Below are 23,518 nucleotides of genomic sequence, written 5' to 3' on the forward strand. Positions count from 1 at the left end.
GGCCCCGGGCGATCACCCGGGGCCTTCCGCTTCCGTACGAATCCCCTCGGCCAGTAGTCATCCGGCCTGGGATGGAGCCCCCTGTCGGATTCGAACCGACGACCTACGCATTACAAGTGCGTTGCTCTGGCCGGACTGAGCTAAGGAGGCGTGGTGACTCTGCGCAAGGCACGGAATCGCCTTCACTCTACACATCGCCCCCACCCCTCAGCGAAGAACTTTCCGGTGTCCGGGGCCCCCGTCGGCCCCGCCCCCTCACACCCCCGGATACCCCGCCCGCGCCACCCTCGGGGCCACCGCCGTCAGCGGCAGCCCGGGGTTGAGGGCGTCCACGACCTCCTGGGTGAGCGGGCGCAGCTCCCACACGTGGCGGATCGCCTCCAGCGGGAGGTCCGTCTCGTAGTAGTCCTCCGCGAAGTCGCGGTAGGCCTCCGGGGTGCCTGCCACGAGGAGCTCGAAGAGGTAGTCCGCGCCGTCCGGGTCGGACCTGCCCTCCGGGAAGTCGACCTTGCCCGCGCGCCACTGCGCGTCGCCGGTCTCGCGCCAGAAGACGGCGGTCGCGTTGAGGACGCCGTCCACGCAGAACGCCGGCTCCGTCAGGTACGGCTCGAAGGCCTCGGGTATGCCGTCGGTCAGGCCCGGCCACCCGTCCTCGTGGTCGGTGTCCGCCCAGGGGCTCATCACCGATTCGTGGTCGAAACCGTGCCCGAAGACCCCGTCGGCCGTGAAGACGATCGCGTAGTCGTCGCCCGAGCCGTTGTCCATCAGTGCCGCTTCTTCGCCCGGGCCCCACTCCGGGTCGTAGGCGAAGTAGCCGTCGTCCTCTTCGCCGCTGATCACCAGTTCCAGCGCCGCCATCGCCCGGCAGCGGTCGCGCAGCGTCTCGATGTCGGGCAGCGCGCGGGTCACGTCGTAGATGGTCATGGTCGTGATCAAAGCAGCCGCCTCTGACAGCCGGCCGGGGGCGGGGGCGGACGTCGGGGAAGTCACTCGCCTCCGGGTGCTGACAGGAGCGGATCGGACGGGTAGCGTCGGGCGGAGTCCAGGTCACTGGACTAGACCTTCCACTCGGATCGTCCGGCACGTTCCTGCCGGTAGAAGGGATTCATCACCATGGCTTCTGTCACTTTCGACAAGGCGACCCGTCTGTACCCCGGCGGCGACAAGCCCGCCGTCGACCAGCTGGAGCTGGAGATCGCGGACGGCGAGTTCCTCGTCCTCGTCGGCCCCTCCGGCTGCGGCAAGTCCACCTCGCTGCGCATGCTGGCCGGCCTGGAGGACGTCAACGGCGGTGCGATCCGCATCGGCGACCGCGACGTCACGCACCTGCCGCCCAAGGACCGGGACATCGCGATGGTGTTCCAGAACTACGCGCTCTACCCGCACATGTCCGTCGCCGACAACATGGGCTTCGCGCTCAAGATCGCCGGCGAGGACAAGGCCACCATCCGCAAGAAGGTGGAGGACGCGGCGAAGATGCTGGACCTGACCCAGTACCTCGACCGCAAGCCGAAGGCGCTCTCCGGCGGTCAGCGCCAGCGCGTCGCGATGGGCCGCGCGATCGTGCGCAAGCCGCAGGTGTTCCTCATGGACGAGCCGCTGTCGAACCTCGACGCCAAGCTCCGCGTGTCCACCCGTACCCAGATCGCCGCCCTCCAGCGCGACCTGGGCATCACCACCGTCTACGTCACCCACGACCAGGTCGAGGCCATGACGATGGGCGACCGCGTGGCCGTGCTGAAGGACGGTCTGCTGCAGCAGGTCGACACCCCGCGCAACATGTACGACCGCCCGGCGAACCTCTTCGTCGCCGGCTTCATCGGCTCGCCGGCCATGAACCTCGTCGAGGTCCCGATCACCGACGGCGGCGTGAAGTTCGGCGACAGCGTCGTCCCGGTGTCGCGCGAGGCGCTGTCCGCCGCCGCCGACGCGGGCGACCGCACGGTCACCGTGGGCGTGCGTCCGGAGCACTTCGACATCGGCGACACGGGTGGTCTGACCATCACCGTCAACGTCGTCGAGGAGCTGGGCGCCGACGGATACGTATACGGCTCGACTTCGCACTCCGAGGGCTCGCAGGACATCGTCGTGCGCGTCAACGGCCGTCAGGTGCCCGAGAAGGGCTCCACGCTGCACGTGGTGCCGCGCGCCGACGAGATCCACGTGTTCTCGACCTCCTCGGGTGCCCGCCTCTCCGGCTGACCCGTCCGCGCGAAGCGCACGCGCCGAAGGGGCGTCCCGTCAAGGGGCGCCCCTTCGGCGTGAGTTCCGGCAGATCGGGCCATTCGGCCCCAAGCGTCAACCCTTAATTCGAAAAGCCACGTCGAACCATCCCCCGACCGGGTGACTAAATGTCGCCATATCTTCACCGAGCGCTACTCTCGCCCTCGTGACCCACACTGCCCGCCGTATCGGCCGATCCCTCGCCCTGGTCCTGCCCGTCGTCCTGGTCCTGTCCGGGACCCTCGCGGTCACCATGGTCCCCTGGGCGGACAACACCCCCTCCCAGATCCTGACCGCGTCCGCCGAGGACGTCTCCGTCCCCGCGAAGCCGCTCGCCGCCCAGGACGTGCTGCGCGACAAGCTGTTGAGCGAGATCCAGCAGGGTGAGCAGCCGGGTGACGTCCTCACCCACCTCCAGCAGGAGGTCGACCGGCGGCCGTCCCTCGCCGAGCACTGCGTGGGGATCGCGCGCGCCCTCGGGCGGGCCGCGGTGGACGCCTACGGGCCCACGAAGGCCCAGTCGTTCGCGCGGCCGGTGTGCGACACCGCGTACGCGTCCGGCGTCGCGTCCATGGGCTGACGGCCGCCGCCGCACGCCCTTTCGCACCGACACGACGAACATGACCGATTCCGAGCGTTCCGACCGACCCCACGCGGCCGCGTTCCCGGCTTCCCCGACCCAGGCGGTTGTCCTGGCGGGGGGCCAGGGTTCGCGGCTGCGGCCGTATACGGACGACCGCCCCAAGCCGATGGTGGAGATCCCCGGAACGGGGATGCCGATCATCGGGCACCAGCTCGCGTGGCTGGCCTCCGAGGGGGTGACGGACGCCGTGGTCTCCTGCGGACACCTCGCCGAGGTGCTCCAGAAGTGGCTGGCCGAGGCCCCGTTGCCGCTACGGGTGACCACCGTCGTGGAGAACGAACCGCTGGGCCGGGGCGGCGGCCTGAAGTACGCCGCCCGGCACCTCCCGCACCCCGAACGGTCCTGGTACGCGACCAACGGCGACGTGTGGACCCGCTTCTCGCTGCGCGAGATGGCCGCCTTCCACGCCGAACGCGGCGCCACGGCCACCCTGGCGCTCGCCCGGCCGCGCATTCCGTGGGGGGTGGTGGAGATCAACGAGTACGGGCACGTACTGGACTTCATCGAGGCGCCGCAGTCCCCGTACCCGGTCAATGCCGGCGTGTACGTCTTCGGACCCGAATTCGCCGCCCTGCTGCCGGATTTGGGCGACCACGAGCGGACGACCTTCCCGCGCCTGGCCCGCGAGCGGCGCCTCGCGGGCTTCCCGCTGCCCCAGGGGGCCTACTGGCGGGCTATCGACACGGCGAAGGACCTGACCGAGGCGGCACGGGAGTTGGCCGCGCAGAACGCCTCGTAGCGCCTCCCGGCTGACGGCGAACGGCGAACGACGAACGGCGACCGCCGAACAGGGAACGACGAAGGGCCCGGCACGCTTTCGCGTGCCGGGCCCTTCGTCGTTCGCCGTCAGCCGCCGAGGAGTCCCCCCAGCAGGTCGGGCTGCTTCGGTGCGGTGCTGCCCGATCCGCCCGTGGAGCCGCCGCTGCGCGTTCCCGCGGAGCTGGCCGGGGACTTCTGCGGGGTGGACTGGCGGGGGGTGCTGCGCGGGGACTGGCTGCCGCTGCTGGTACCGCGGGTCGCGGTGGGCGAGCCCGAGCCGGCCGTCGGGGAGCTCGAACCGGTGGCTCCGCGCCCGGTCTTGGCTGCCGGCGAGGAAGCTCCGGCCGAGGGCTGGGCGACCCGCTTCGAAGACTGACCGGGGCTGGGGCTCACAGGCTGCTGCTGCTTGGGGGTGCTCGGCAGCGGCCGCCCGGGCAGGTAGTTGCTCGGGGCTTCGCCCGGTCCGGGCACGGTGACCACCGTGGTGGAGCGGACGGCGCCGCCGAGGAGCGAGCCGATGAGCAGGGTGAGTCCGCAGATGACGCTGGCCATGACGGCTCCGCGGCGCAGGACCCGGCGGCGCAGCCGCCAGACCTCGGAGCGCGGGCCCAGGGTGCGCCAGGCCTCGCTCGCGAGGCGGCCGTCCAGGGAGTAGACGGGGGCGCCCGCGATGATCAGCGGGCTCCAGGCGGCGAGGTAGATGATGTCGGGCGCGTCGTAGGCGGGGACGGTCTTCCAGCTCACCGTCATCAGCAGCGCGGCGGACAGCAGCGCGCCGAAGCAGGCGGCGAACCGCTGCCAGAGGCCGAAGACCGTCAGCACGCCCACGATGACCTGGAGGAAGGCCACGCTGAGGCCGGCGCCGACGGGGTGGGCCAGCGCGAAGTCGCGCAGCGGTTCGGCGAGCGCCCAGGGCTGCAGGGTCTGCAGCCAGGTGACCATGGAGCCGCGTTCGCCGCCGTCGAAGTAGACGGGGTCGCACAGCTTGCCCATGCCGGCGTAGATGGAGATGAAGCCGAGGAAGACGCGCAGCGGGAGCAGCACGACGCCGAGGTTCATGCGGCGGCCGGGGTAGTACGAGGCCTGCGCGCGGGCGTCGTTCTGCGCGCGGGCCTCGCCCTGGGCCCGGCGGGAGTCCGCGGATCCGCTGCCCTCGGAGTAGGCGGCGTCGTAGGCCTCGTGGGAGTGGGAGAGGCCTCCCACCACGGGCTGCAGCCGGGTGTCGGTGTCCTCGGGGGAGCCGTAGCTGCGCTGGCCGACGACGGTCGGGGTGGCGAGGGTGTCGTCCGCGAGGTCGTGGGCGAGGTCGATGCGCGGGATGGTCTGGGTGGCGCCGCCGTCGTAGTCGTCGCGGCCGTCGTGGGGGCGCCCGTGATCGCGTACGGCCTGGAGCAGGCCGCCCATGGCGGCGCTGGCGGCGGCGTCGCCGGGGGCGGACTTGCCGCTCCAGACGACGGGTCGGCGGCGGGCGGCTCCGGCTCCGGCGGCCGCGAGGGCTCCGCCGAGTGCCGGGGCGAGCCCTGGGGCGCCCAAGGGCCTGGGACGCGCGCTGGGGCTCGGTGCGAGCCGCACGCGGAAGCTGGCGTGGTTGACGATGACCTGTGCGGGGTCGCACGGCACCTTGACCATGCTCAGCGCGGGCTGGTCGTCGAACCCTGGCGTTCTGGTGTCCACACTCATCTAACCGAGTGATGAGTGTTTAGGACACTGCCTTGACATCAGGGATGTGTCCGAGACCCGTCAAATCAAGCCACCCCGCCCGTAGGGGGCGGGGTGGCACGCTCACGGGTCACGTCCGATGAGCCAAGTGGATCAAGCGGCTGCTGCCGGTGGTGCTCAGACGCGGCCGCGGGTGGCGCGACGGCGGGCGGCCTCGTAGAGGACGACGCCCGCGGCGACACCGGCGTTGAGCGACTCGGCGCCGCCCGGCATCGGGATGCGCACGAGGTAGTCGCAGTTCTCGCCGACGAGCCGGCCCAGGCCCTTGCCCTCGGAGCCGATGACGATGACGACGGGGCCGGCCAGCGCGTCGAGCTCGTGGACCTCGTGCGTGCCCTCGGCGGCGAGGCCGACGATGGTCATGCCTTCCTTCTTGTAGTCCTGGAGGGCGCGGGTCAGGTTGGTGACGCGCGAGACCGGGGTACGGGCGGCCGTGCCCGCCGAGGACTTCCAGGCACCGGCGGTCATGCTGGCCGCGCGGCGCTCGGGGACGACCACGCCGTGGCCGCCGAAGGCGGAGACGGAGCGGACGATCGCACCGAGGTTGCGCGGGTCGGTGATGCCGTCGAGGGCGACGATGAGGGGGTCCTCGCCGTTGTCGTAGGCGGCGGCGGTGAGCTCGTCCGGCAGCGCGTACTCGTACGGCGGGACCTGGAGGACCAGGCCCTGGTGGTTGAGCCCGTTGGTGAGACGGTCGAGCTCGGGGCGCGGGGCTTCCATCAGGTTGATGTTGCCGCGCTCGGCCGCGAGCTGGAGGGCCTCGCGGACGCGCTCGTCGTTGTCGATGAACTGCTGGACGTAGAGGGTGGTGGCGGGCACGCCGTCGCGCAGCGCCTCGAAGACGGGGTTGCGGCCGACGACCATCTCGCTGGTGCCCTTGGGGCCGCCGCGGCGGGGGGCCGGGCGGCGCTTGGCGGCCTGGCGGGCCATGGCACCGGCGATGCGGTTGGCCTTGTGCTTCTTGCGGTCCTCGGCCTTGGGCGTGGGGCCCTTGCCTTCGAGGCCCTTGCGCCGCTGGCCACCGCTGCCGACCGTCGCGCCCTTCTTGTTGGACGTGCGGCGGTTCCTGCGCTGGCTGTTCCCGGCCATGACCTCTACCTGATTTCGTTGGTTCTGCGATATGTACGTATGAAGAGTGTGCCGCCCGGGATGCCGGGCGGCCCAATCTGAGTGCGCCAGTGGGACTGCGCCGGTGGGCTCAGCGGGGGCCGAGCGTCCATCGGGGTCCGGTGGGGCTGTCCTCGATGACCAGGCCCGACTGCTGGAGCTGGTCGCGGATGGCGTCGGCGGTGGCCCAGTCCTTGCGGGCGCGAGCGGACTCGCGCTGCTCCAGGACGAGGCGTACGAGGGTGTCCACGGCTCCGTGGAGGTCCTCCCCGCGGTCCGTCTCGCCGGCCCAGTGCGGGTCGAGGGGGTCGAGTCCGAGGACGCCCAGCATGGCCCGTACCTCCGACAGGCGCGCGATGGCCGCGTCCTTGTCGTCGGCGGCGAGCGCGCTGTTGCCCTGGCGGACGGTGGTGTGGATGATCGCGAGCGCCTGCGGGACGCCCAGGTCGTCGTCCATGGCCTCGGCGAAGGCGGGCGGCACCTCGGCGGCCGGCTCGACGGAGCCGCCGGCCTTCTCGATGACGCGCTGGATGAAGCCCTCGATGCGCGCGAAGCCGGACTCGGCCTCGCGCAGCGACTCCACGCTGTACTCGATCATCGAGCGGTAGTGCGGGGTGCCGAGGTAGTAGCGCAGCACGATCGGGCGCCAGACCTTGAGCATCTCGGAGACGAGGACGGAGTTGCCGAGCGACTTGGACATCTTCTCGCCGGAGAGGGTGACCCAGGCGTTGTGCATCCAGTACTTCGCGAACTCGTCGCCGTAGGCCTTGGCCTGGGCGATCTCGTTCTCGTGGTGCGGGAAGATCAGGTCGAGCCCGCCGCCGTGGATGTCGAAGGCGCTGCCGAGGTACTTGTGCGCCATCGCGGAGCACTCCAGGTGCCAGCCGGGACGGCCGCGGCCCCACGGGGTCTCCCAGTCGGGCTCGCCGGGCTTGGAGGCCTTCCACATGGCGAAGTCGCGCGGGTCGCGCTTGCCGGAGACGCCCTCGTCGGGCTGGCGGAGGTCGTCGATGTTCTGGTTCGACAGCTCCAGGTAGCCCGGGAAGGAGCGCACGTCGAAGTAGACGCTGCCGTCGGCCTCGTACGCGTGGCCGCGCTCGATGAGCCCGCGCATCATCTCGATCATCTCGGGGACGTGGCCGGTGGCGCGCGGCTCGTACGTGGGCGGGAGGCAGCCCAGCGCGTTGTAGCCGTCGTTGAAGGCGCGCTCGTTCTCGTAGCCGATGGACCACCAGGGGCGGCCCTGCTCGCCGGACTTCCCGATGATCTTGTCGTCGATGTCGGTGACGTTGCGGATGAAGGTGACGTCGAGACCGCGGTAGGTGAACCAGCGGCGCGCGATGTCGAAGTTCAGGTACGAGCGGACGTGCCCGATGTGCGGAGCCGCCTGCACGGTGGCGCCACAGAGGTAGATCGAGACGCAGCCCGGGACGAGCGGGGTGAAGTCACGGATCTGCCGGGCGCTGGTGTCGTACAGGCGAATAGTCACGGCATCCAGGGTAGTGCGCCTGTAGCAGTGCCCCGCGACCCTTTCGGCACGCGGGGCCCGCTTTGTTGTCGAAGAGCCGCGGGAGCGGTGTGGGCGTACGGGGTACTAGGCCCGGTTCGTCCGGTACACGAGGGCCGTGGCGATGGCGGCGAGGCCTTCGGCGCGGCCGGTGAGGCCCAGTCCGTCGGTGGTGGTGCCCGATACGGAGACGGGGGCGCCCGCCGCTGCGGCGAGCGCCTTCTGTCCCTCTTCGCGCCGCTTGCCGATCTTCGGGCGTACACCGATCACCTGGATGGCGATGTTGCCGATCTCGAAGCCCTCGGCGCGGACGATCCGGGCGGCTTCCGCCAGAAGGGTGACACCGGCGGCGCCGGACCACTCGGGGCGGGAGGTGCCGAAGTGTGCGCCGAGGTCGCCGACGCCTGCGGCGGAGAACAGGGCGTCGCAGGCGGCGTGCGCGGCGACGTCCCCGTCGGAGTGTCCGGCGAGGCCGTCCTCGCCCTCCCAGAGCAGGCCGGCGCACCACAGTTCGCGGCCGGTCTCGAAGGCGTGCACGTCGGTGCCGATGCCGACCTGCGGCAGCACGAACGCTCCGGTGGAGCCGGCGTCGGCGCCGGTCGGCTCGGGCTGGTCTGCGGGGCTAGTACGCATCGGTGGCCCTCCGGCGGGCGAGTACGGCCTCGGCGAGGACCAGGTCGAGCGGGCGGGTGACCTTGAAGGCCTCTTCGTGGCCGGGGACCGCCACGACGGTGACGCCGAGCTGTTCCACCATGCCGGCGTCGTCCGTGGCGCCCTCGCCGCTGACGGCCACCTTCTCGTGCGCGAGGCGGAGCGTGGCGAGGTCGAAGCCCTGCGGGGTCTGTACGGCGCGCAGCCGGGCCCGTACGGGGGTGGAGACGACCGGCTCGGGCTCGCCGGGCCGCCCGGGCTCGACCTCCTTGACGGTGTCGGCCAGCGGCAGCGCGGGGACGACGGCGAGTGCGCCGTCGCGGACGGCCTCGACCACGGTGTCGACGGTGTCGACGGGGACCAGGGGGCGGGCCGCGTCGTGGATGAGGACGGCCGTGATGTCGGCCGGGAGCGCGTCCAGGCCGGCGCGTACGGATTCCTGCCGGGTCTCCCCGCCGGGGACGACCAGGATCTGCGTGCGCTCGGGCAGCGCGTGCTCGTCGAGCATCCGGCGCACCTCGCCGGTGCCGTCGGACGGTGCCACGACGACGACGAGGGTGACCGCGCGGGAGCGCGCCATGGCGCGTACGGCGTGGATGAGCATGGGCGTGCCGCCCAGGGTCCGCAGGGCCTTGGGGGCGCCGGGACCGAGACGGACCCCGCGGCCGGCGGCCGGGATCACCGCGGCGGTGCGGTGGGGGCGCGATTCGTCAGACATCAGTAGCTCCGAGCCAGGTTTGTGACTTCGGCCGACATGGGTATGGCCTGAAGGGTGCCGGGTGCGACGCCCTCGCCCCTTCCGTGACGACCGGTCGAGTCGGCTGCCCGGACCCGGCACGCCAGTAATGCTCAGGCATGGGTGCAGACGCAGACATGCCGCAGCGCCCGGCAACAAGTTTCCTTGTCATCGGGCACCGCGGCACAACTGTGTACGACGAGGCGTACGAATGATCGCGTCAGGACGCGAGCACTTCGTCGAGGAGGGCCTCGGCCTTGTCCTCGTTGGTGTTCTCGGCGAGCGCGAGCTCGCTCACCAGGATCTGACGCGCCTTCGCGAGCATGCGCTTCTCACCTGCGGAGAGCCCACGCTCACGCTCACGACGCCACAGGTCACGCACAACTTCGGCGACCTTGATGACATCGCCAGAAGCGAGCTTTTCCAGATTTGCCTTGTAGCGCCGGGACCAGTTCGTCGGCTCTTCTGCGTACGGTGCACGAAGCACCTCGAAGACCCGGTCAAGCCCGTCCTGGCCGACTACGTCGCGAACGCCTACGAACTCCGCATTGTCCGCAGGGACGCGAACGGTCAGGTCACCCTGGGCGACCTTGAGCACCAAGTAGGTCTTGTCCACGCCTTTGATCTGGCGAGTTTCGATGGCCTCGATCAGCGCGGCCCCGTGATGGGGATAGACCACGGTGTCGCCAACCTTGAACGTCATGTGACAGGTACCCCTTCCGTGGCTATCCAGGGTAACACGAGAATCGACCGTTATGAATGGCGTTTTCGCAGGTCAGGGCCCATCTCAGGGCTTGACAACAGCGACAGGAACGTGCTGCGAGAGGCTTCTGGAAGGGGGTATTCGCAGGTCGGAGGCGCTGTGCGGACCAGCCGAAACGGCTACGTTACACCTGCCCGGGACCCCCGCCGATGTGACGTACGTCCCGTTTTGACGGTTTCCGGCGCGGGAAACCGAACTACTCCGTTCGACTGGCGGCCACCCGTACGGGGTCCGTTCCGGCCCAATCCGGAATTGATCACCTGGTGGTGTTCGATGAAATCCGGAAATTGATCACCGGAGCCGCGCCGGCCTTTGCGAGCGGGCCTTTTGCGAATGAAAGATCACCCGGCCCCGGCGGGGCGGTGACGGAACCCGCCGGTACGCAGGCGGGTTCCCCGTCGAGGGCCCGGCCGGGGCCCGGCCCCACACTGCGGAGGGTCGGGTGCGGGGGCGGGGCGGCGGCTCGGTAACCTAAGCGCGCTGACACATCCTTAGAGCGGCTTTACTCGGCCGTTCCGAGGCGTCCACCCTTCCCTTCCGTACGTCCAAGGAGTTGCCTCCCCCGTGAGCCGCAGCCTTCGACGCGGCGCCCTCGCCGCCACCGCCGCCGCCTTCTCGCTCGTCTCGCTGGGCGCCTGCGCCGCGGGCCACGACGCGCCGACCCTCCAGGTCAAGCCGGACAACGCCGCCGTGACCAAGGGCGACATCAAGGTCCAGAACGCTCTGGTGATCACCCAGGAGAAGGACAAGAAGGGCCCGGCCGCGGTCTCCGCGACGGTGTTCAACAACGGCACCAAGGAGCAGACGCTCGACGCCATCACCCTTCCGGGCAGCAAGGCCGTCGTGACGCTGAAGCCCGCGGGCAGCGGCTCCAAGGTGGTCATCCCGGCCGGGGGCTCCGTCCTCCTGGGCGGCAAGGGCAACGCCTCCGCCGTGATCGCGGGCGCGGACTCCGTCGTGGACGGCAACGTCCAGAAGATCGTCTTCCAGCTGAGCACCACGGGCGACGTCGAGCTCGAGGGCTTCGTCGTACCGGCCACGGGCATGTACGAGGGCTACGGCCCGACCGCCGCCCCGGCCGCCGGCGCCACGCCGTCGGGCAGCCCCTCGGCCTCCCCCTCCGGTTCCGCCTCGGCCACGCCGTCCGGCTCCCCGGCCGCCTCGGCCTCGCACTCGGGCAGCCCGTCCGGGTCCCCGGCCACCGGTCACTGAGGCGCGAAGCACCGTACTCAACGGGAACGGCCCCCGTCCGCTCGATGCGGACGGGGGCCGTTCCCGTGTTCCGGCGTATCCGGGCCGGTTTACGGCTCGAACTTGTAGCCGAGGCCGCGGACCGTGACCAGGTAGCGCGGGGCACCCGGGTCGGGCTCGATCTTGGCGCGCAGGCGCTTCACGTGGACGTCCAGGGTCTTGGTGTCGCCGACGTAGTCGGCGCCCCAGACCCGGTCGATGAGCTGCATGCGGGTCAGTACGCGGCCCGCGTTGCGCAGCAGCATCTCCAGCAGGTCGAACTCCTTCAGCGGGAGGTCGACCTTGCCGCCGGCGACCGTGACCACGTGGCGGTCGACGTCCATCCGGACGGGGCCCGCTTCCAGGGCCGCCGGGGTGACCTCTTCCGGCTCGCCGCGGCGGCGCAGGACCGCGCGGATGCGGGCGACCAGCTCCCGCGAGGAGAAGGGCTTCGTGACGTAGTCATCGGCTCCTATCTCCAGCCCGACGACCTTGTCGATCTCGCTGTCCTTGGCGGTCACCATGATCACGGGGACGTTGGAGCGGCCGCGCAGCTGCCGGCAGACCTCCGTACCGGGCAGGCCGGGGAGCATCAGGTCGAGGAGGACGAGGTCGGCGCCGTTGCGCTCGAACTCGTCGAGCCCGTCGGGCCCGGTCGCGGCGATCGCGACCTCGAAGCCCTCCTTGCGGAGCATGTAGGACAGGGCGTCGCTGAAGGATTCCTCATCCTCGACGACGAGCACTCGGGTCACGGAAGGACCTCCGGGGCAGGGATGGCTGGTGCGGTGTGAGGTTCTAGCTGGGGGCGGGCGGGTGCGGAGGCCGTCGCCGGGGCCGGCGCGGCCGCTTCGGGGAGTCGCAGGGTGAAGGTGGAACCCTGACCCTCCGAGCTCCAGACCGACACCTCCCCGCCGTGCGAAGCCGCCACGTGCTTCACGATCGCAAGGCCCAGACCGGTTCCTCCCGTGGCGCGGGAGCGGGCCGGGTCCACTCGGTAGAAGCGTTCGAAGATGCGCTCGCGGTCCTTTTCCGGGATGCCGATGCCCTGGTCGGTCACGGCTATCTCGATCAAGTCTCCACCCGGCGCGGTGACCCGGCGCGCGGCGATGCCGACGCGGGTGCGGGCGGGGCTGTAGTTGACGGCGTTCTCGACCAGGTTTCCGAGGGCGGCCGCGAGCTGCCCCCGGTTTCCCCATACCCGCAGGTCGGCGGTGCCGCCGGCGGCCATGGTGATCTGTTTCGCGGAGGCCGTGTGGCGGCAGCGGTCTATGGCCTCGGCCACGAGCGTGTCCACACGGACGGGTTCCGCGTCCTCCAGGGGGTCGTCGTTCTGTACCCGGGAGAGGTCGATGAGTTCTTGTACGAGGTTGATGAGGCGGGTCGCCTCGATCTGCATGCGGCCGGCGAACCGGTGCACGGCCTCGGGATCGTCCGAGGCGTCCATGACGGCCTCGGAGAGCAGGGAGATCGCGCCGACCGGGGTCTTGAGCTCGTGCGACACGTTCGCGACGAAGTCGCGGCGCACGGCCTCGATGCGGCGGGCCTCGGTGAGGTCCTCCACGAGCAGGAGCACCAGGCGGGAGCCGAGCGGGGCGACGCGCGCCGAGACGGCGAGGGCCTCGCCGCGGCCGGTGCCGCGCCGGGGCAGGTCGAGCTCGACCTGGCGTATCTCCCCATCGCGCCGGGTGTCGCGGGCCATGTGGAGCATGGGCTCCACGGCGAGCTTGCCGCCTCGGACCAGGCCGAGGGCATATGCGGCCGAGCTGGCCTTGACGACCGCGTCCCCCTCGTCGAGCACGACGGCGGAGGAGCGGAGCACGGAGAGGACGGTGTCCACACCCGGTGGGAGCACCGCGTTGATGTCGGGGCGCATGGAGCTCCGCGTGGGGCGGGCTTGGTCGCGCTCGCTCCAGCGGAACGCCAGCATCGCGATCACACCGGTGCAAAGACCGGCGATCGCTGCAGCTGCGGCGACCGCCGCGTTCACGTCCATGACTCCAGGTTAAGCAGGCGGGGGGACACTTCCACAGCCGTTCGGGTGGCACCTCGAACAGTCGTCGCCCAGAGTTCACCCTGACGACCGTGCTGATTCACTTGGGATGCCGGAGTCGGTCGCGTTCGGGGTTCACCGTGGCAACGTGGGGCCGATGGCCGCACCGGCCCGCGCCCCGGGCAGTACTTGCAGTAGGCAGTAGTAGGTCGTAGTAGGTCGAGAGAGGGACACGAGACATGCGTGACGCGTACCACGAGGAACTGGACTCGATCGGTGAAGGCCTGGTCGAAATGGCCCGGCTGGTCGGCTCCGCCATCGGGCGGGCCACGACCTCCATGCTCGACGCCGACCTGAAGCTCGCCGAGAGCGTCATCGCCGCCGACCAGAAGGTGGACGACCTCCAGCACGACCTGGAGGCCCGTGCCATCGCGCTGCTCGCGCGCCAGCAGCCGGTCGCCACCGACCTGCGCATCGTCGTCACCTCGCTGCGCATGAGCGCCGACCTGGAGCGCTCCGGCGACCTGGCGCAGCACGTGGCCAAGCTCGCCCGGCTGCGCTTCCCGGACACGGCGGTCCCGCGCGACCTGCACGCGACGATCCTGGAGATGGGGCAGCTCGCGCAGCGGCTGATGGCGAAGGCCGCCGAGGTCATCATCACGAAGGACGTCGACCTGGCGCTCCAGCTGGAGCAGGACGACGACGAGATGGACCAGCTGCACCGCACGCTGTTCCAGCACCTGATGGACGACCGCTGGAAGCACGGCATCGAGACGGCGGTCGACGTGACCCTGCTGGGCCGCTACTACGAGCGCTTCGCGGACCACGCGGTGTCGGTCGCCAAGCGCGTGGTCTACCTGGTGACGGGCGAGCACGCGGACGAGCTCCAGGCCCCCACGCAGGTCGAGGGCGTCTGAAGTCGAGGGCGTCCGAGGTCGAGGGCGTCCGAGCTCCAGGCGTCTGAGCCCGAGGTCCGCCGGGGGCCGGATCAACAACGAGCCCCCAATGCGCCGTTGACGCGGGAGCCCGGCTGGGCATGAATGAGGGCGAAGGCACAACGCCTACGAGGAGGATCCATGTCCGATTCCCCCGTCCCCATCACCCCGGAGCAGGAAGTGCAGCCCCCTGAGGGCCTGCGCCTGCGCTTGCCCCTGCTCGCGGCCTGCGGCTGCGGCTCGGGCTGCGGCTGCGGCTGCCAGTCCGGCGCCCCCTGCCAGTGCGGCGGCTGAGGCCACCCGCCTGGTCACCCGTACGCGAAGGGCCCCGTCCGACACCCGTCGGCCGGGGCCCTTCGCAGCGGTCCCGTCCCGTCACGCCACCCACACCACGTCGAGAAGGACGAGGAACGGAGAGGGCCATGCGCCACGGCCGTCCCAGCACGGAGCAGCTGCGGCGCAATTTCGACAGCGTCCTGACGGACGTGCTGTCGGGGCGGGGCGTCCGCACCGAGACGGGGCTCGACACCCCGACCGAGAACGCCCTGTGGGCGATCGCCCGGGCCCGCCCGAACGCCCCGGACGCGCTGGTGGCCGCGGCGTACCGGGCCTTCGCCGGCCAGCTCGACGGCACCAACGCGGCCGCGTGGCGCGCGGAGATGGACCGCAGGATCGCCGCGCGCGGGGCGCCGGGCGCAGACGTCACGGCTTCAGAGCCCGGTACCGCCCGAGGAGTGCGGTGATCTTCGCGTGGTCGGCCGCGCCGTTGAATTCGGTGAGCAGGTCGTCCGGGCGGAAGAAGGCGCGTCTTCGCCGTCACATCCCGGGGATGTCGTAGCCGGGGTCCGGGTGCTGACGGGGGGTCCACCACTCGGTGAGGCCCCACACCCCGAGCGCGAGCGCGGCCAGGGCCGCGACCGCACCGGCCCAGGGCGGCAGCCGCCTGATGGTCAGGGTCCAGGCGAGGAGCGGCACCAGCGCGCCGCCGAGCAGGATGAGCGGCAGATCGGCGTAGAGCACGCTCAGATCGCGGGCGTGGGACTCGAATCCGCCGTCCATGCTGAACGCGGCGCGCGGCACCCAGACGACCAGCCCGGCCAGGGCACCGAGGCCGGCGAAGAAGTACCCGGCCCGACGCCCGGCCTCCGGCTTCATGCCGGTCCGTCCTGGAGAGTTTGCGCTCATGCCCTCTGGACGCGGCGGCCCGGCACCCGGTTGCAGGGGCAGGGATCCGGGGCAGGGATCCGGGCAGACGAATGCCCCCGACCCGCGCCGTGTGCGCAGGTCAGGGGCATGATCGCTGGTGTTACTTCTTCTTGCCCTGGTTCTTGACGGCCTCGATGGCGGCCGCGGCGGCGTCCGGGTCGAGGTAGGTGCCGCCCGGGTTGAGGGGCTTGAAGTCGGCGTCGAGCTCGTAGGAGAGCGGGATGCCGGTCGGGATGTTCAGGCCCGCGATGTCCTCGTCGGAGATGCCGTCGAGGTGCTTGACCAGCGCGCGCAGGGAGTTGCCGTGCGCGGCGACCAGGACGGTGTGGCCGTCCAGCAGGTCCGGGACGATCGAGTCGTACCAGTACGGGAGCATGCGGACGACGACGTCCTTGAGGCACTCGGTGCGCGGGCGCAGCTCCGGCGGGATGGCTGCGTAGCGCGGGTCCCCGGACTGCGAGAACTCCGTACCGTCTTCGAGCGCCGGCGGCGGGGTGTCGTACGAGCGGCGCCACAGCATGAACTGCTCCTCGCCGAACTCGGCGAGGGTCTGGGCCTTGTCCTTGCCCTGGAGGGCGCCGTAGTGGCGCTCGTTGAGGCGCCAGGAGCGGTGGACCGGGATCCAGTGGCGGTCGGCGGCCTCCAGCGCGAGCTGGGAGGTGCGGATCGCACGCTTCTGGAGGGAGGTGTGAACCACGTCGGGGAGAAGTCCGGCGTCCTTCAGGAGTTCGCCACCGCGGACTGCCTCCTTCTCGCCCTTCTCGTTGAGATTGACGTCCACCCAGCCGGTGAACAGGTTCTTCGCGTTCCATTCGCTCTCGCCGTGGCGGAGGAGGATCAGCTTGTACGGTGCGTCGGCCATGCGTACGAGCCTAATGGACGCGCCCGCTCGCCCGCGCGCGGTGTGTACGGCATGCGGGACGGTCCCCGATTGACGCCCGCCGTCAATCCAGTGGCTCCGCGGGGCCACGGTCCGTAGGGTCCGCACGAGTAGAGGGACACTTACATCTCGGGGGGATTCCGTATGTCCGTTGCCGGTATGAGACGGGCCGCGCGCGAGAGCGTCGCGGGTCTGCCCCGGGAGTTCTGGTGGCTCTGGACGAGCACGCTCGTGAACAGGCTCGGGGCCTTCGTCGCCACATTCATGACCTTGTACCTGACCCTGGAGCGGGGCTATTCGGCCTCCTTCGTGGGACTTGTGGTGGCTCTCCACGGGCTCGGCGGTGTGGTGTCCTCGCTGGTCGCCGGCGTGCTCACGGACCGGCTGGGCCGACGGCCCACGCTGATGGCGGCGCAGGCGTCGACCGCGTTCTCGGTGGCGCTGCTCGGGTTCATGGAGCATCCGGCGGCGATCGCGGCGGTGGCGCTGCTGGTCGGCATGACCTCCAACGCCTCGCGGCCGGCGGTGCAGGCGATGATGGCCGACATCGTCCGCCCGGAGGACCGGGTACGAGCCTTCGCGCTGAACTACTGGGCCATCAACCTCGGCTTCGCCATCAGCTCGGTCGTGGCGGGCTTCGTCGCGGAGTACAGCTACCTGGCCGGGTTCCTCGGCGAGGCGGCCCTGACGCTGGTCTGCGCGGTGCTGGTCTACCTCAAGCTGCCGGAGTCCCGGCCGGAGAAGACGGCGGCGGAGAAGGCGGCCGCCGAGCCGGAGGTCGGCCTCGGGACGGTGCTGCGGGACGGGCGGTTCATGGGCGTGGTCGGGCTGTCGTTCCTGATCTCGCTGATCTTCATGCAGGGTTCGTTCGGTCTGCCGCTCGCGATGGGCGCGGCCGGGTTCTCCACGACGGACTACGGGCTGGTGGCCGCCGTGAACGGCGCGCTGATCGTGCTGCTGCAGATCCCGGTCACCCGGTTCATCGAGCACCGCGATCCGCAGAAGCTGCTGGTCATCTCGGCGCTGCTGGCCGGGTACGGGTTCGGGCTGACGGCCTTCGGCGGCTCGGTGTGGAGCCTGGCGCTGACCGTCTGCGTGTGGACGCTGGCCGAGATCGTCAACTCGCCGACCCAGATGGGCCTGGTCGCGCGGCTGTCCCCGCTGCACGGACGCGGCCGCTACCAGGGCATGTACACGATGTCGTGGGCGGTGGCCTCGCTGATCGCGCCGCTGATGGCGGGCTTCGCGATCGAGCACTTCGGCGCGGGCTGGCTGTGGGGCGCGACGGCGGTCCTGGGGACCGTGGCCGCGGCGGGCTACTGGCTGCTGATGAGGGGGCTTCCGCAGGACGAAGCGAGCCCGGTGGAGCCGTTCGCAGAGCCGGTCACCGAGCCGTTCGCAGAGCCGGTCGTGGAGGTCGCCGCTCCGGCGAAGGCGACGGATCCGGTGGCTCCGGCCGCCTGATCCGACCCGCCTGACCCGCCTACTCCGGCGGTGCCGCCGCCGCCCCCGACGGCTGCGTCAGGTTCTTGAAGGCGTCCAGGTTGCGCGTGGACTCGCCCCGCGAGACCCGCCACTCGTACTCCCGCCGGATCGCGCTCGCGAAACCCAGCTCCAGCAGGGTGTTGAAGGCCCCGTCGGCCGCCTCCAGGACCGTGCCGAGCAGCCGGTCGAGGTCGTCGGGGGTGATCACCGACAGGGGGAGGCGGGCCGTCAGGTAGATGTCGCCGAGCGCGTCGACCGCGTAGGCCATGCCGTAGAGCTTGAGGTTGCGCTCCAGCAGCCACCGGTGGACGCCGGCCTCGTTCTCGTCCGGGTGGCGGATCACGAAGGCGTTGACCGACAGGGAGTGCTTTCCGGCCTTGAGCGAGCAGGTGGTGCTCAGCTTGCGGGTGCCGGGGAGCTGGACCACGTACGAGCCCGGTGACGGGCTCTCCCAGCTCAGTTCCGCGCCGGTCAGCGTCGCTTCGATGATCCTGCGGATGTCAGCGTCAGCCATGGTGGGAGCGTACGTGACGGCGGTGATCGTGCATCGCCCCCGTGTACACGTCGGCCGTGCCGCTCGCGGCGGTGTCCCAGCCGAAGAACTGCGCGTGCCGCGCGGCCGCCGCGCCCATCCGGTCCGACAGCCCCGGCTCGTCCACGAAGCGCCGTAGCTGACGGGCGTAGTCCACCGGATCGTGGCCGGGTACGAGGATGCCCGTCACCCCGTCGTTGACGGCCACGGGCAGCCCGCCGACGGCCGCGGCCAGCACCGGAGTGCCGGTGGCCTGCGCCTCTATGGCGACCAGCCCGAAGGACTCGTTGTACGAGGGCATGACCAGGACGGACGCCGCCCGGAACCAGTCGGCGAGCGCGTCCTGCGCCACCGGCGGGTGGAAGTGCACGAGGTCGGCGATGCCGAGCTTGGCCGCGAGCTTCTGCAGACCCTCCGGCTTCGCGAGCCCGCTGCCGCTCGGCCCGCCGACGACGGGCACGAACAGCCGGGAGCGCAGCTGCGGTTCCCGGTCCACCAGCTCCGCCACGGCCCGCAGCAGGATGTCGGGGGCCTTGAGCGGCTGGATGCGGCCCGCGAAGAGCGGGATGACGGCGTCCTGCGGCAGCCCGAGGCGGGCGCGGGCGGCGGCGCGGCCGTCGGCGACGGTGAAGCGTTCGAGGTTCACGCCGGGGTGGACGACGGCCACCTTGCCGGGGTCGGCCGCGTAGTGGCGGACGAGCTCGTCGGCTTCCTCGGCGGTGTTCGCGATGAGCCGGTCGGCGGCGTCGACGATCTGCGTCTCGCCGATGACGCGGGCGGCGGGCTCGGGGGTGTCGCCCTCGGCGAGCGCCGCGTTCTTGACCTTGGCCATGGTGTGCATCGCGTGCACGAGCGGGACGCCCCAGCGCTCGGCGGCGAGCCAGCCGACGTGGCCGGAGAGCCAGTAATGGGAGTGGACCAGGTCGTAGTAGCCGGGCCGGTGGCGGGCCCAGGCCTGCATGACGCCGTGGGTGAAGGCGCACAGCTGGGCCGGCAGCTCCTCCTTGGCGAGGCCCTCGTACGGGCCCGCGTCCACGTGCCGTACGAGGACTCCGGGCGCGAGCTCGACCACGGGCGGCAGGCCGCCGGTGGTGGCCCGGGTGAAGATCTCGACCTCGATGTTGATCGCGGCGAGGCGCCGGGCCAGCTCGACGATGTAGACGTTCATGCCGCCGGCGTCGCCGGTGCCGGGCTGGTGCAGCGGTGAGGTGTGCACGCTGAGCATGGCGACCCGGCGCGGCTTGCGGTGACCGCCGACGGCCGCGGGCAGGCGCAGGCGGGGCGGCTCGTGGCGGGTGCCGGAGCGGGCCGCGGCGAACCGGCCGCCGATGCTGCCGCCGATGCGGGACACGTACTGGCTCAAGGGAGCAGTTCCTCTCGCTCGGACGGCATGACACGGAGAGCGCTGTCGCGCTCTTCTAGGAGTGCAACCCGGACGGGCGTGTCCCGCATTCCGGGACGGGCGGTTTTCCTGCCCCCGTGCCGGATTTTTATCGCGCGGGAGCGCTCCGCTTACTCTCTGCACATGGCCTCCCGCTCCACCCCTCCCCCTCGTCGCCCCGTCGGCACGGTGACCCGCGGGACGACGAACCCGAACCGCCTGCGCCGCATGGACCGCTGGATCGCGGCCACGCACGGGGCGGCGCTGCGGCGCGCGGACGACCCGGTCGCGGTGGACCTCGGCTACGGGGCCGCGCCCTGGACCGCGGTGGAGCTGCTGGCCCGGCTGCGGGAGGCGGCCCCGCGGGTGCGCGTGGTCGGCATCGAGATCGAACCGGCCCGGGTGGCGGGCGCCAAGCCGTACGAGCGGGAGGGCCTGAGCTTCCGGCACGGCGGCTTCGAGGTGCCGCTGGACGGCGGGGTGCGGCCCGCGCTGATCCGGGCGGCGAACGTGCTGCGCCAGTACGACGAGGAGCAGGTCGAGGCGGTGTGGGAACGATTGTGTTCCCGGCTGGCTCCCGACGGGCTGCTGGTGGAGGGGACCTGCGACGAGATCGGGCGGCGGCACGTGTGGGTCGCGCTCGGGCCCGAAGGGGCGCGCACGGTGACCTTCGCGACCCGGCTGGGCTCCCTGGAGCGTCCCTCCGACCTGGCGGAGCGGCTGCCGAAGGCGCTGATCCACCGCAACGTGCCGGGCCAGGCGGTGCACGCGTTCCTGCGCGACTTCGACCGGGCGTGGGCGGCGGCGGCTCCGTACGCCTCCTACGGTGCACGGCAGCGGTGGATCCGGACGGCGCGGGCGCTGTCGGGTGACTGGCCGCTGGCGGACGGGCCGGTGCGGTGGCGTCAGGGGGAACTCACGGTGCGGTGGGAAGCGTTGAGGCCTTCGGGGTGAGGGTGGCCGCCGGGGCCAGGGGGGCCGCGGGGGTCAAGGGGGCCGCGGGGGCGATCGGGACGCATCGGATGGATATCCACAAGGGTGTTGGAATTCACCGACTCATGGCACCATCCCGAAGGCAATCACAAGTTACTGACGATTAGTCAATCCGGTGTCTGGGGGGACCATGAGGAAACGACGACGGGGTTCGATCGCCCTCACTCTGCTCTGCGCGATGGCGCTGCTGTCCGCGCCCGGCGCACTGGCCGGGACCGCGTTCGCCGCGCCGGAGCCCCAGCAGGGCAAGTCCCTGGAGCAAGTCCGCAAGGAAATAGAGGGCCTCTACCGCGAAGCCGGCACGGCCACGGACGCCTTCAACCTCGCCGAGAGCGAGACCAAGACGCAGTCCGACAAGATCGTGGAGATCGCCAACCTGGTCCTCGCGGGCCAGGACCGCATCACCGCCCTGAAGGGCCGCGCGGGCGCCGCCGCCCGCGCCCAGTACCGCTCGGGCGGGCTGCCGCCCGGCGCGCAACTGGCCCTGAGCAACGACCCGACGCAGTTCCTGGACGGCAACGACCGGCTGCGCCAGGGCGAGAAGGCCACCTCGGACCTGCTCTCCGAACTGAACCGCACGCAGACCGACTTGCAGCAGTACGCGCGGGACGCGAGCGCGCACTGGGAGACCCTGGAGGCCAACCGGGTCAAGCAGGAGGCCGCGAAGAAGCAGGTCGAGGAGAAGATCAAGGCGGCGGAGGAGCTCGAGAGCAAGCTGGAGGCCGAGCAGAAGGCCCGGCTGCTGGAGCTCGAGGCGGAAGCGCAGCGCAAGGCGCAGTCCGAATGGCTGTCCAACGGCGGGATGACCGGCTCCACGGGGGCCGCGGCCACCGACGCGGGCAAGCGGGCCGTGCAGTTCGCCGTCGCCCAGATGGGCAAGCCGTACGTGTGGGGCGCGGAGGGACCCGGTTCGTTCGACTGCTCCGGGCTGACCTCGCAGGCCTGGCTCGCGGCGGGCAAGCGGATCCCGCGCACCTCGCAGGAGCAGCTGCGGCTGCCGAAGGTCGCGGTCAAGGACATGCGGCCGGGCGACCTGATCATCTACTTCGACGACGCGAGCCACGTCGGGATGTACGTCGGGGACGGCGCGATGGTCCACGCCCCCCGCCCCGGCCGCAACGTCACCATGGCGGGCGCGGGCTCCATGCCGATCAAGGCCGTGGTCCGGCCGGACGCGTAGCCGCCGCGCGCATGGCGGCCGCACGCACCAGGCCGCACGCATGGCGGCCGGATGCGTAGCGGCCGGACGCGTAGCGGCGGCTCGCTCACCGTGACCACCCGTCCTCCGAGGCGGCCCGCCCTCGACGGCGGTACGTCTCGGTGGGCGGGACGCCGTACCCCTGCGCCGTGACGTTGGTCATTCGTCGACGCGGACTTTCCCACCCGATAACGGCATATGCCGGAGCCCCGCGCCGGACCCGCCATTCCGCTTCCCTCGTCCCGCGGCTAGGGTCGCCGGACGAGCGAACCCCCGAGGGGGCGGGAAGGAACCGGAGACGATGCCCGTACCCGTACCGCGGCAGAGGGACATCCCGGGCACCGAGAGCGGCCCGGGCGCCACGTCATCGCTCACCCTGCTGGTGATCGAGGACGACCCAGCCGGCGGCCTCACCGTCCCCGAGATCCTCGACGCCGACGGCCACCGCATCCGGCTGCGCAGCGCCCGCAACCTCACGGAGGCGGCCCGGCTGCTCACCCCGGACGTGAACTGCGTCCTGCTCGACCTCGCGCTCCCGCACGGCCCCGGTGCGGGCTCCGGTGCCGGTGCCGGCTCCGGGGATGCCGCCGCCGATCCGTTCGGCGCGCTGCGCCAGGTGCTCCGCATCGCCCCGCGGCACGCCGTGCTCGTGCTCACCTCCGAGGACGACGCGCAGCGCGCCGCGGAGGCCGTACGCGTGGGAGCCCAGGACTTCCTGTTCCGCGACGAGCTCGACGGGCGGCTGCTGAGCCGCGCCATCCGCTACGCGGTGGAGAGAAAACGGGCGGACATCGCCCAGTACAAGCTTGCAGAATCGAAACTGCGGGCCCAGGAGAACGCCCGGCTGGAACGCGGACTGCTCCCGCACCCGCTCCTGGAGGGTTCCGACCTCCGCTTCGCCGCCCGCTACCGCCCCGGCCGCAGCCGCGCGCTCCTCGGCGGGGACTTCTACGACACCGTCCGCACCCCCGACGGCACCGTCCACGCGATGATCGGCGACGTCTGCGGCCACGGCCCCGACGAGGCCGCCCTCGGCGTCGAGCTGCGCATCGCCTGGCGGGCGCTGACCCTGGCCGGCCTGTGCGGCGACGACCTGCTCGCCACCCTCCAGGAGGTCCTCGAAGTCGAGCGCCCCTGCGAGGAGATCTTCGCGACGCTGTGCACCGTCGACATCGCCCCGGACGGCCGACGCGCGGGCCTGTGCCTGGCGGGCCATCCGGCACCGCTGATCTCCCGGCCGGGCCGCCCCGCGCGACTGCTCCCGTACGAGAACAGCGGCCCGGCGCTCGGCCTGCTGCCCCGGGCCCGCTGGCCGCGCCGCCAGGTGGAGCTGGGCGGCACGTGGAGCCTGATGCTCTACACCGACGGCCTGATCGAGGGAAGGATCGGGCAGGGCAAGGAGCGGCTGGGGCAGGACGGCATGGTCGAGATGATCAACCGCCACCTGGCCGACGGGCTGAGCGGCGAAGGCCTGCTCGAAGCCTCCGTGACCGAAGCCCGCCGCCTCAACGGCGGGGAGCTGACGGACGACGTCGCCGTGGTCCTGCTCTCCCGCGCCGAAGGCTGACGGGGCCAGCCCA

At 71.5% G+C, this 23,518-nt stretch carries 24 protein-coding genes and 1 tRNA gene; 11 read left to right on the forward strand and 14 right to left on the reverse strand.

Annotated elements, in window-relative coordinates; all coding sequences use genetic code 11:
• Positions 1-72: 72 nt before the first annotated feature.
• A tRNA-Thr gene (locus ACFRU2_RS35195) sits at positions 73-150 on the reverse strand.
• Between the two features lie 105 nt (positions 151-255).
• Positions 256-924 carry a hypothetical protein gene (locus ACFRU2_RS35200; RefSeq protein ID WP_382980045.1) on the reverse strand — a complete coding sequence of 223 codons (669 nt, stop codon included), beginning with the start codon at positions 922-924 and terminating at the stop codon, positions 256-258.
• Between the two features lie 189 nt (positions 925-1,113).
• Between ACFRU2_RS35200 and ACFRU2_RS35205 the strand changes: the two genes are divergently transcribed.
• From ACFRU2_RS35205 to ACFRU2_RS35215, 3 genes are all read left to right on the forward strand, one after another.
• Positions 1,114-2,202 (forward strand): ABC transporter ATP-binding protein, encoded by a 1,089-nt coding sequence (locus tag ACFRU2_RS35205; protein ID WP_382980047.1) that lies wholly within the window; start codon positions 1,114-1,116, stop codon positions 2,200-2,202.
• Positions 2,203-2,389: 187 nt separating this feature from the next.
• Positions 2,390-2,803 (forward strand): hypothetical protein, encoded by a 414-nt coding sequence (locus ACFRU2_RS35210; RefSeq protein WP_382980049.1) that lies wholly within the window; start codon positions 2,390-2,392, stop codon positions 2,801-2,803.
• Between the two features lie 40 nt (positions 2,804-2,843).
• Positions 2,844-3,605 carry an NDP-sugar synthase gene (locus ACFRU2_RS35215; RefSeq protein ID WP_382980051.1) on the forward strand — a complete coding sequence of 254 codons (762 nt, stop codon included), beginning with the start codon at positions 2,844-2,846 and terminating at the stop codon, positions 3,603-3,605.
• 107 nt (positions 3,606-3,712) lie between these two features.
• Here the strand turns inward: ACFRU2_RS35215 and ACFRU2_RS35220 are convergent, their stop codons facing one another.
• The 6 genes from ACFRU2_RS35220 to ACFRU2_RS35245 form a co-directional block, all read right to left on the reverse strand.
• On the reverse strand, positions 3,713-5,305 hold the full coding sequence (locus ACFRU2_RS35220; RefSeq protein ID WP_382980053.1) for a DoxX family membrane protein: 1,593 nt from the start codon (positions 5,303-5,305) through the stop codon (positions 3,713-3,715).
• A gap of 156 nt (positions 5,306-5,461) precedes the next feature.
• Entirely contained in the window at positions 5,462-6,433 is a 972-nt protein-coding gene (gene rlmB / locus ACFRU2_RS35225) for a 23S rRNA (guanosine(2251)-2'-O)-methyltransferase RlmB (protein ID WP_382980055.1), read from the reverse strand.
• A 109-nt stretch (positions 6,434-6,542) separates the two neighbouring features.
• Positions 6,543-7,940: a cysteine--tRNA ligase gene (gene cysS, locus ACFRU2_RS35230; protein WP_382980057.1), complete on the reverse strand. Its 1,398-nt coding sequence runs from the start codon at positions 7,938-7,940 to the stop codon at positions 6,543-6,545.
• 105 nt (positions 7,941-8,045) lie between these two features.
• Complete coding sequence (gene ispF / locus ACFRU2_RS35235; protein WP_382980059.1) at positions 8,046-8,591, reverse strand: 2-C-methyl-D-erythritol 2,4-cyclodiphosphate synthase; 546 nt, start codon at positions 8,589-8,591, stop codon at positions 8,046-8,048.
• Positions 8,581-9,327, reverse strand: coding sequence for a 2-C-methyl-D-erythritol 4-phosphate cytidylyltransferase (gene ispD / locus ACFRU2_RS35240; protein ID WP_382980061.1), 747 nt, complete (start codon positions 9,325-9,327; stop codon positions 8,581-8,583). The genes ispF and ispD overlap by 11 nt, the downstream gene beginning before the upstream one ends.
• Positions 9,328-9,565: 238 nt before the next feature.
• Entirely contained in the window at positions 9,566-10,048 is a 483-nt protein-coding gene (locus ACFRU2_RS35245) for a CarD family transcriptional regulator (protein ID WP_003953493.1), read from the reverse strand.
• A 624-nt stretch (positions 10,049-10,672) separates the two neighbouring features.
• Here ACFRU2_RS35245 and ACFRU2_RS35250 point away from each other — a divergent pair.
• Positions 10,673-11,320 carry a DUF461 domain-containing protein gene (locus ACFRU2_RS35250; protein WP_382980062.1) on the forward strand — a complete coding sequence of 216 codons (648 nt, stop codon included), beginning with the start codon at positions 10,673-10,675 and terminating at the stop codon, positions 11,318-11,320.
• An 89-nt stretch (positions 11,321-11,409) separates the two neighbouring features.
• Here ACFRU2_RS35250 and ACFRU2_RS35255 read toward each other — a convergent pair whose 3' ends face one another.
• The gene (locus ACFRU2_RS35255) at positions 11,410-12,090 is read right to left on the reverse strand and encodes a response regulator transcription factor (RefSeq protein ID WP_030387286.1); all 681 of its coding nucleotides are present in this window, start codon (positions 12,088-12,090) and stop codon (positions 11,410-11,412) included.
• The gene (locus ACFRU2_RS35260; protein WP_382980064.1) at positions 12,087-13,331 is read right to left on the reverse strand and encodes a sensor histidine kinase; all 1,245 of its coding nucleotides are present in this window, start codon (positions 13,329-13,331) and stop codon (positions 12,087-12,089) included. Before ACFRU2_RS35260 ends, ACFRU2_RS35255 begins: the two co-directional genes overlap by 4 nt.
• A 236-nt stretch (positions 13,332-13,567) precedes the next feature.
• Here ACFRU2_RS35260 and phoU point away from each other — a divergent pair, with 236 nt between their 5' ends.
• From phoU to ACFRU2_RS35275, 3 genes are all read left to right on the forward strand, one after another.
• Positions 13,568-14,245, forward strand: coding sequence for a phosphate signaling complex protein PhoU (gene phoU / locus ACFRU2_RS35265; RefSeq protein ID WP_030858619.1), 678 nt, complete (start codon positions 13,568-13,570; stop codon positions 14,243-14,245).
• A gap of 159 nt (positions 14,246-14,404) precedes the next feature.
• Positions 14,405-14,557 (forward strand): hypothetical protein, encoded by a 153-nt coding sequence (locus tag ACFRU2_RS35270; RefSeq protein WP_250744575.1) that lies wholly within the window; start codon positions 14,405-14,407, stop codon positions 14,555-14,557.
• A gap of 128 nt (positions 14,558-14,685) precedes the next feature.
• On the forward strand, positions 14,686-15,006 hold the full coding sequence (locus ACFRU2_RS35275; RefSeq protein WP_382980065.1) for a hypothetical protein: 321 nt from the start codon (positions 14,686-14,688) through the stop codon (positions 15,004-15,006).
• Between the two features lie 73 nt (positions 15,007-15,079).
• On the opposite strand, the gene ACFRU2_RS35280 is transcribed toward ACFRU2_RS35275, so the two are convergent.
• The gene (locus ACFRU2_RS35280) at positions 15,080-15,418 is read right to left on the reverse strand and encodes a hypothetical protein (RefSeq protein WP_382980066.1); all 339 of its coding nucleotides are present in this window, start codon (positions 15,416-15,418) and stop codon (positions 15,080-15,082) included.
• 151 nt (positions 15,419-15,569) lie between these two features.
• Complete coding sequence (locus ACFRU2_RS35285; RefSeq protein ID WP_382980067.1) at positions 15,570-16,331, reverse strand: phosphoglyceromutase; 762 nt, start codon at positions 16,329-16,331, stop codon at positions 15,570-15,572.
• Between the two features lie 162 nt (positions 16,332-16,493).
• On the opposite strand from ACFRU2_RS35285, the gene ACFRU2_RS35290 reads away from it, so the two are divergent.
• On the forward strand, positions 16,494-17,813 hold the full coding sequence (locus tag ACFRU2_RS35290; RefSeq protein ID WP_382980068.1) for an MDR family MFS transporter: 1,320 nt from the start codon (positions 16,494-16,496) through the stop codon (positions 17,811-17,813).
• Between the two features lie 19 nt (positions 17,814-17,832).
• On the opposite strand, the gene ACFRU2_RS35295 is transcribed toward ACFRU2_RS35290, so the two are convergent.
• Together ACFRU2_RS35295 and mshA are read right to left on the reverse strand one after the other, a co-directional pair.
• Entirely contained in the window at positions 17,833-18,348 is a 516-nt protein-coding gene (locus tag ACFRU2_RS35295) for a YbjN domain-containing protein (RefSeq protein ID WP_382980069.1), read from the reverse strand.
• Positions 18,341-19,729, reverse strand: coding sequence for a D-inositol-3-phosphate glycosyltransferase (gene mshA / locus ACFRU2_RS35300; RefSeq protein WP_375954155.1), 1,389 nt, complete (start codon positions 19,727-19,729; stop codon positions 18,341-18,343). The genes ACFRU2_RS35295 and mshA overlap by 8 nt, the downstream gene beginning before the upstream one ends.
• A gap of 162 nt (positions 19,730-19,891) precedes the next feature.
• On the opposite strand from mshA, the gene ACFRU2_RS35305 reads away from it, so the two are divergent.
• The 3 genes from ACFRU2_RS35305 to ACFRU2_RS35315 all read left to right on the forward strand — a co-directional run bounded on the left by ACFRU2_RS35305 (position 19,892) and on the right by ACFRU2_RS35315 (position 23,505).
• Positions 19,892-20,701: a class I SAM-dependent methyltransferase gene (locus ACFRU2_RS35305; protein WP_382980070.1), complete on the forward strand. Its 810-nt coding sequence runs from the start codon at positions 19,892-19,894 to the stop codon at positions 20,699-20,701.
• 169 nt (positions 20,702-20,870) lie between these two features.
• Positions 20,871-21,920, forward strand: a complete 1,050-nt coding sequence (locus ACFRU2_RS35310) for an NlpC/P60 family protein (RefSeq protein ID WP_382980071.1) — start codon at positions 20,871-20,873, stop codon at positions 21,918-21,920.
• A 319-nt stretch (positions 21,921-22,239) separates the two neighbouring features.
• Positions 22,240-23,505: a PP2C family protein-serine/threonine phosphatase gene (locus tag ACFRU2_RS35315; RefSeq protein ID WP_382980073.1), complete on the forward strand. Its 1,266-nt coding sequence runs from the start codon at positions 22,240-22,242 to the stop codon at positions 23,503-23,505.
• Positions 23,506-23,518 lie beyond the last annotated feature (13 nt).

Source organism: Streptomyces sp. NPDC056883 (assembly GCF_042788835.1).
Taxonomy (GTDB): domain Bacteria; phylum Actinomycetota; class Actinomycetes; order Streptomycetales; family Streptomycetaceae; genus Streptomyces; species Streptomyces stoeckheimensis.

Coding starts and splice junctions, on each gene's coding strand:
- ACFRU2_RS35200 (WP_382980045.1), bottom strand. CDS start 924: ATGACCATCTACGACGTGACCCGCGCGCTGCCCGACATCGAGACGCTG.
- ACFRU2_RS35205 (WP_382980047.1), top strand. CDS start 1,114: ATGGCTTCTGTCACTTTCGACAAGGCGACCCGTCTGTACCCCGGCGGC.
- ACFRU2_RS35215 (WP_382980051.1), top strand. CDS start 2,844: ATGACCGATTCCGAGCGTTCCGACCGACCCCACGCGGCCGCGTTCCCG.
- ACFRU2_RS35220 (WP_382980053.1), bottom strand. CDS start 5,305: ATGAGTGTGGACACCAGAACGCCAGGGTTCGACGACCAGCCCGCGCTG.
- rlmB (WP_382980055.1), bottom strand. CDS start 6,433: ATGGCCGGGAACAGCCAGCGCAGGAACCGCCGCACGTCCAACAAGAAG.
- ispF (WP_382980059.1), bottom strand. CDS start 8,591: ATGCGTACTAGCCCCGCAGACCAGCCCGAGCCGACCGGCGCCGACGCC.
- ispD (WP_382980061.1), bottom strand. CDS start 9,327: ATGTCTGACGAATCGCGCCCCCACCGCACCGCCGCGGTGATCCCGGCC.
- ACFRU2_RS35245 (WP_003953493.1), bottom strand. CDS start 10,048: ATGACGTTCAAGGTTGGCGACACCGTGGTCTATCCCCATCACGGGGCC.
- ACFRU2_RS35260 (WP_382980064.1), bottom strand. CDS start 13,331: ATGGACGTGAACGCGGCGGTCGCCGCAGCTGCAGCGATCGCCGGTCTT.
- phoU (WP_030858619.1), top strand. CDS start 13,568: ATGCGTGACGCGTACCACGAGGAACTGGACTCGATCGGTGAAGGCCTG.
- ACFRU2_RS35270 (WP_250744575.1), top strand. CDS start 14,405: ATGTCCGATTCCCCCGTCCCCATCACCCCGGAGCAGGAAGTGCAGCCC.
- ACFRU2_RS35275 (WP_382980065.1), top strand. CDS start 14,686: ATGCGCCACGGCCGTCCCAGCACGGAGCAGCTGCGGCGCAATTTCGAC.
- ACFRU2_RS35280 (WP_382980066.1), bottom strand. CDS start 15,418: ATGAAGCCGGAGGCCGGGCGTCGGGCCGGGTACTTCTTCGCCGGCCTC.
- ACFRU2_RS35285 (WP_382980067.1), bottom strand. CDS start 16,331: ATGGCCGACGCACCGTACAAGCTGATCCTCCTCCGCCACGGCGAGAGC.
- ACFRU2_RS35290 (WP_382980068.1), top strand. CDS start 16,494: ATGTCCGTTGCCGGTATGAGACGGGCCGCGCGCGAGAGCGTCGCGGGT.
- ACFRU2_RS35295 (WP_382980069.1), bottom strand. CDS start 18,348: ATGGCTGACGCTGACATCCGCAGGATCATCGAAGCGACGCTGACCGGC.
- ACFRU2_RS35305 (WP_382980070.1), top strand. CDS start 19,892: ATGGCCTCCCGCTCCACCCCTCCCCCTCGTCGCCCCGTCGGCACGGTG.
- ACFRU2_RS35310 (WP_382980071.1), top strand. CDS start 20,871: ATGAGGAAACGACGACGGGGTTCGATCGCCCTCACTCTGCTCTGCGCG.
- ACFRU2_RS35315 (WP_382980073.1), top strand. CDS start 22,240: ATGCCCGTACCCGTACCGCGGCAGAGGGACATCCCGGGCACCGAGAGC.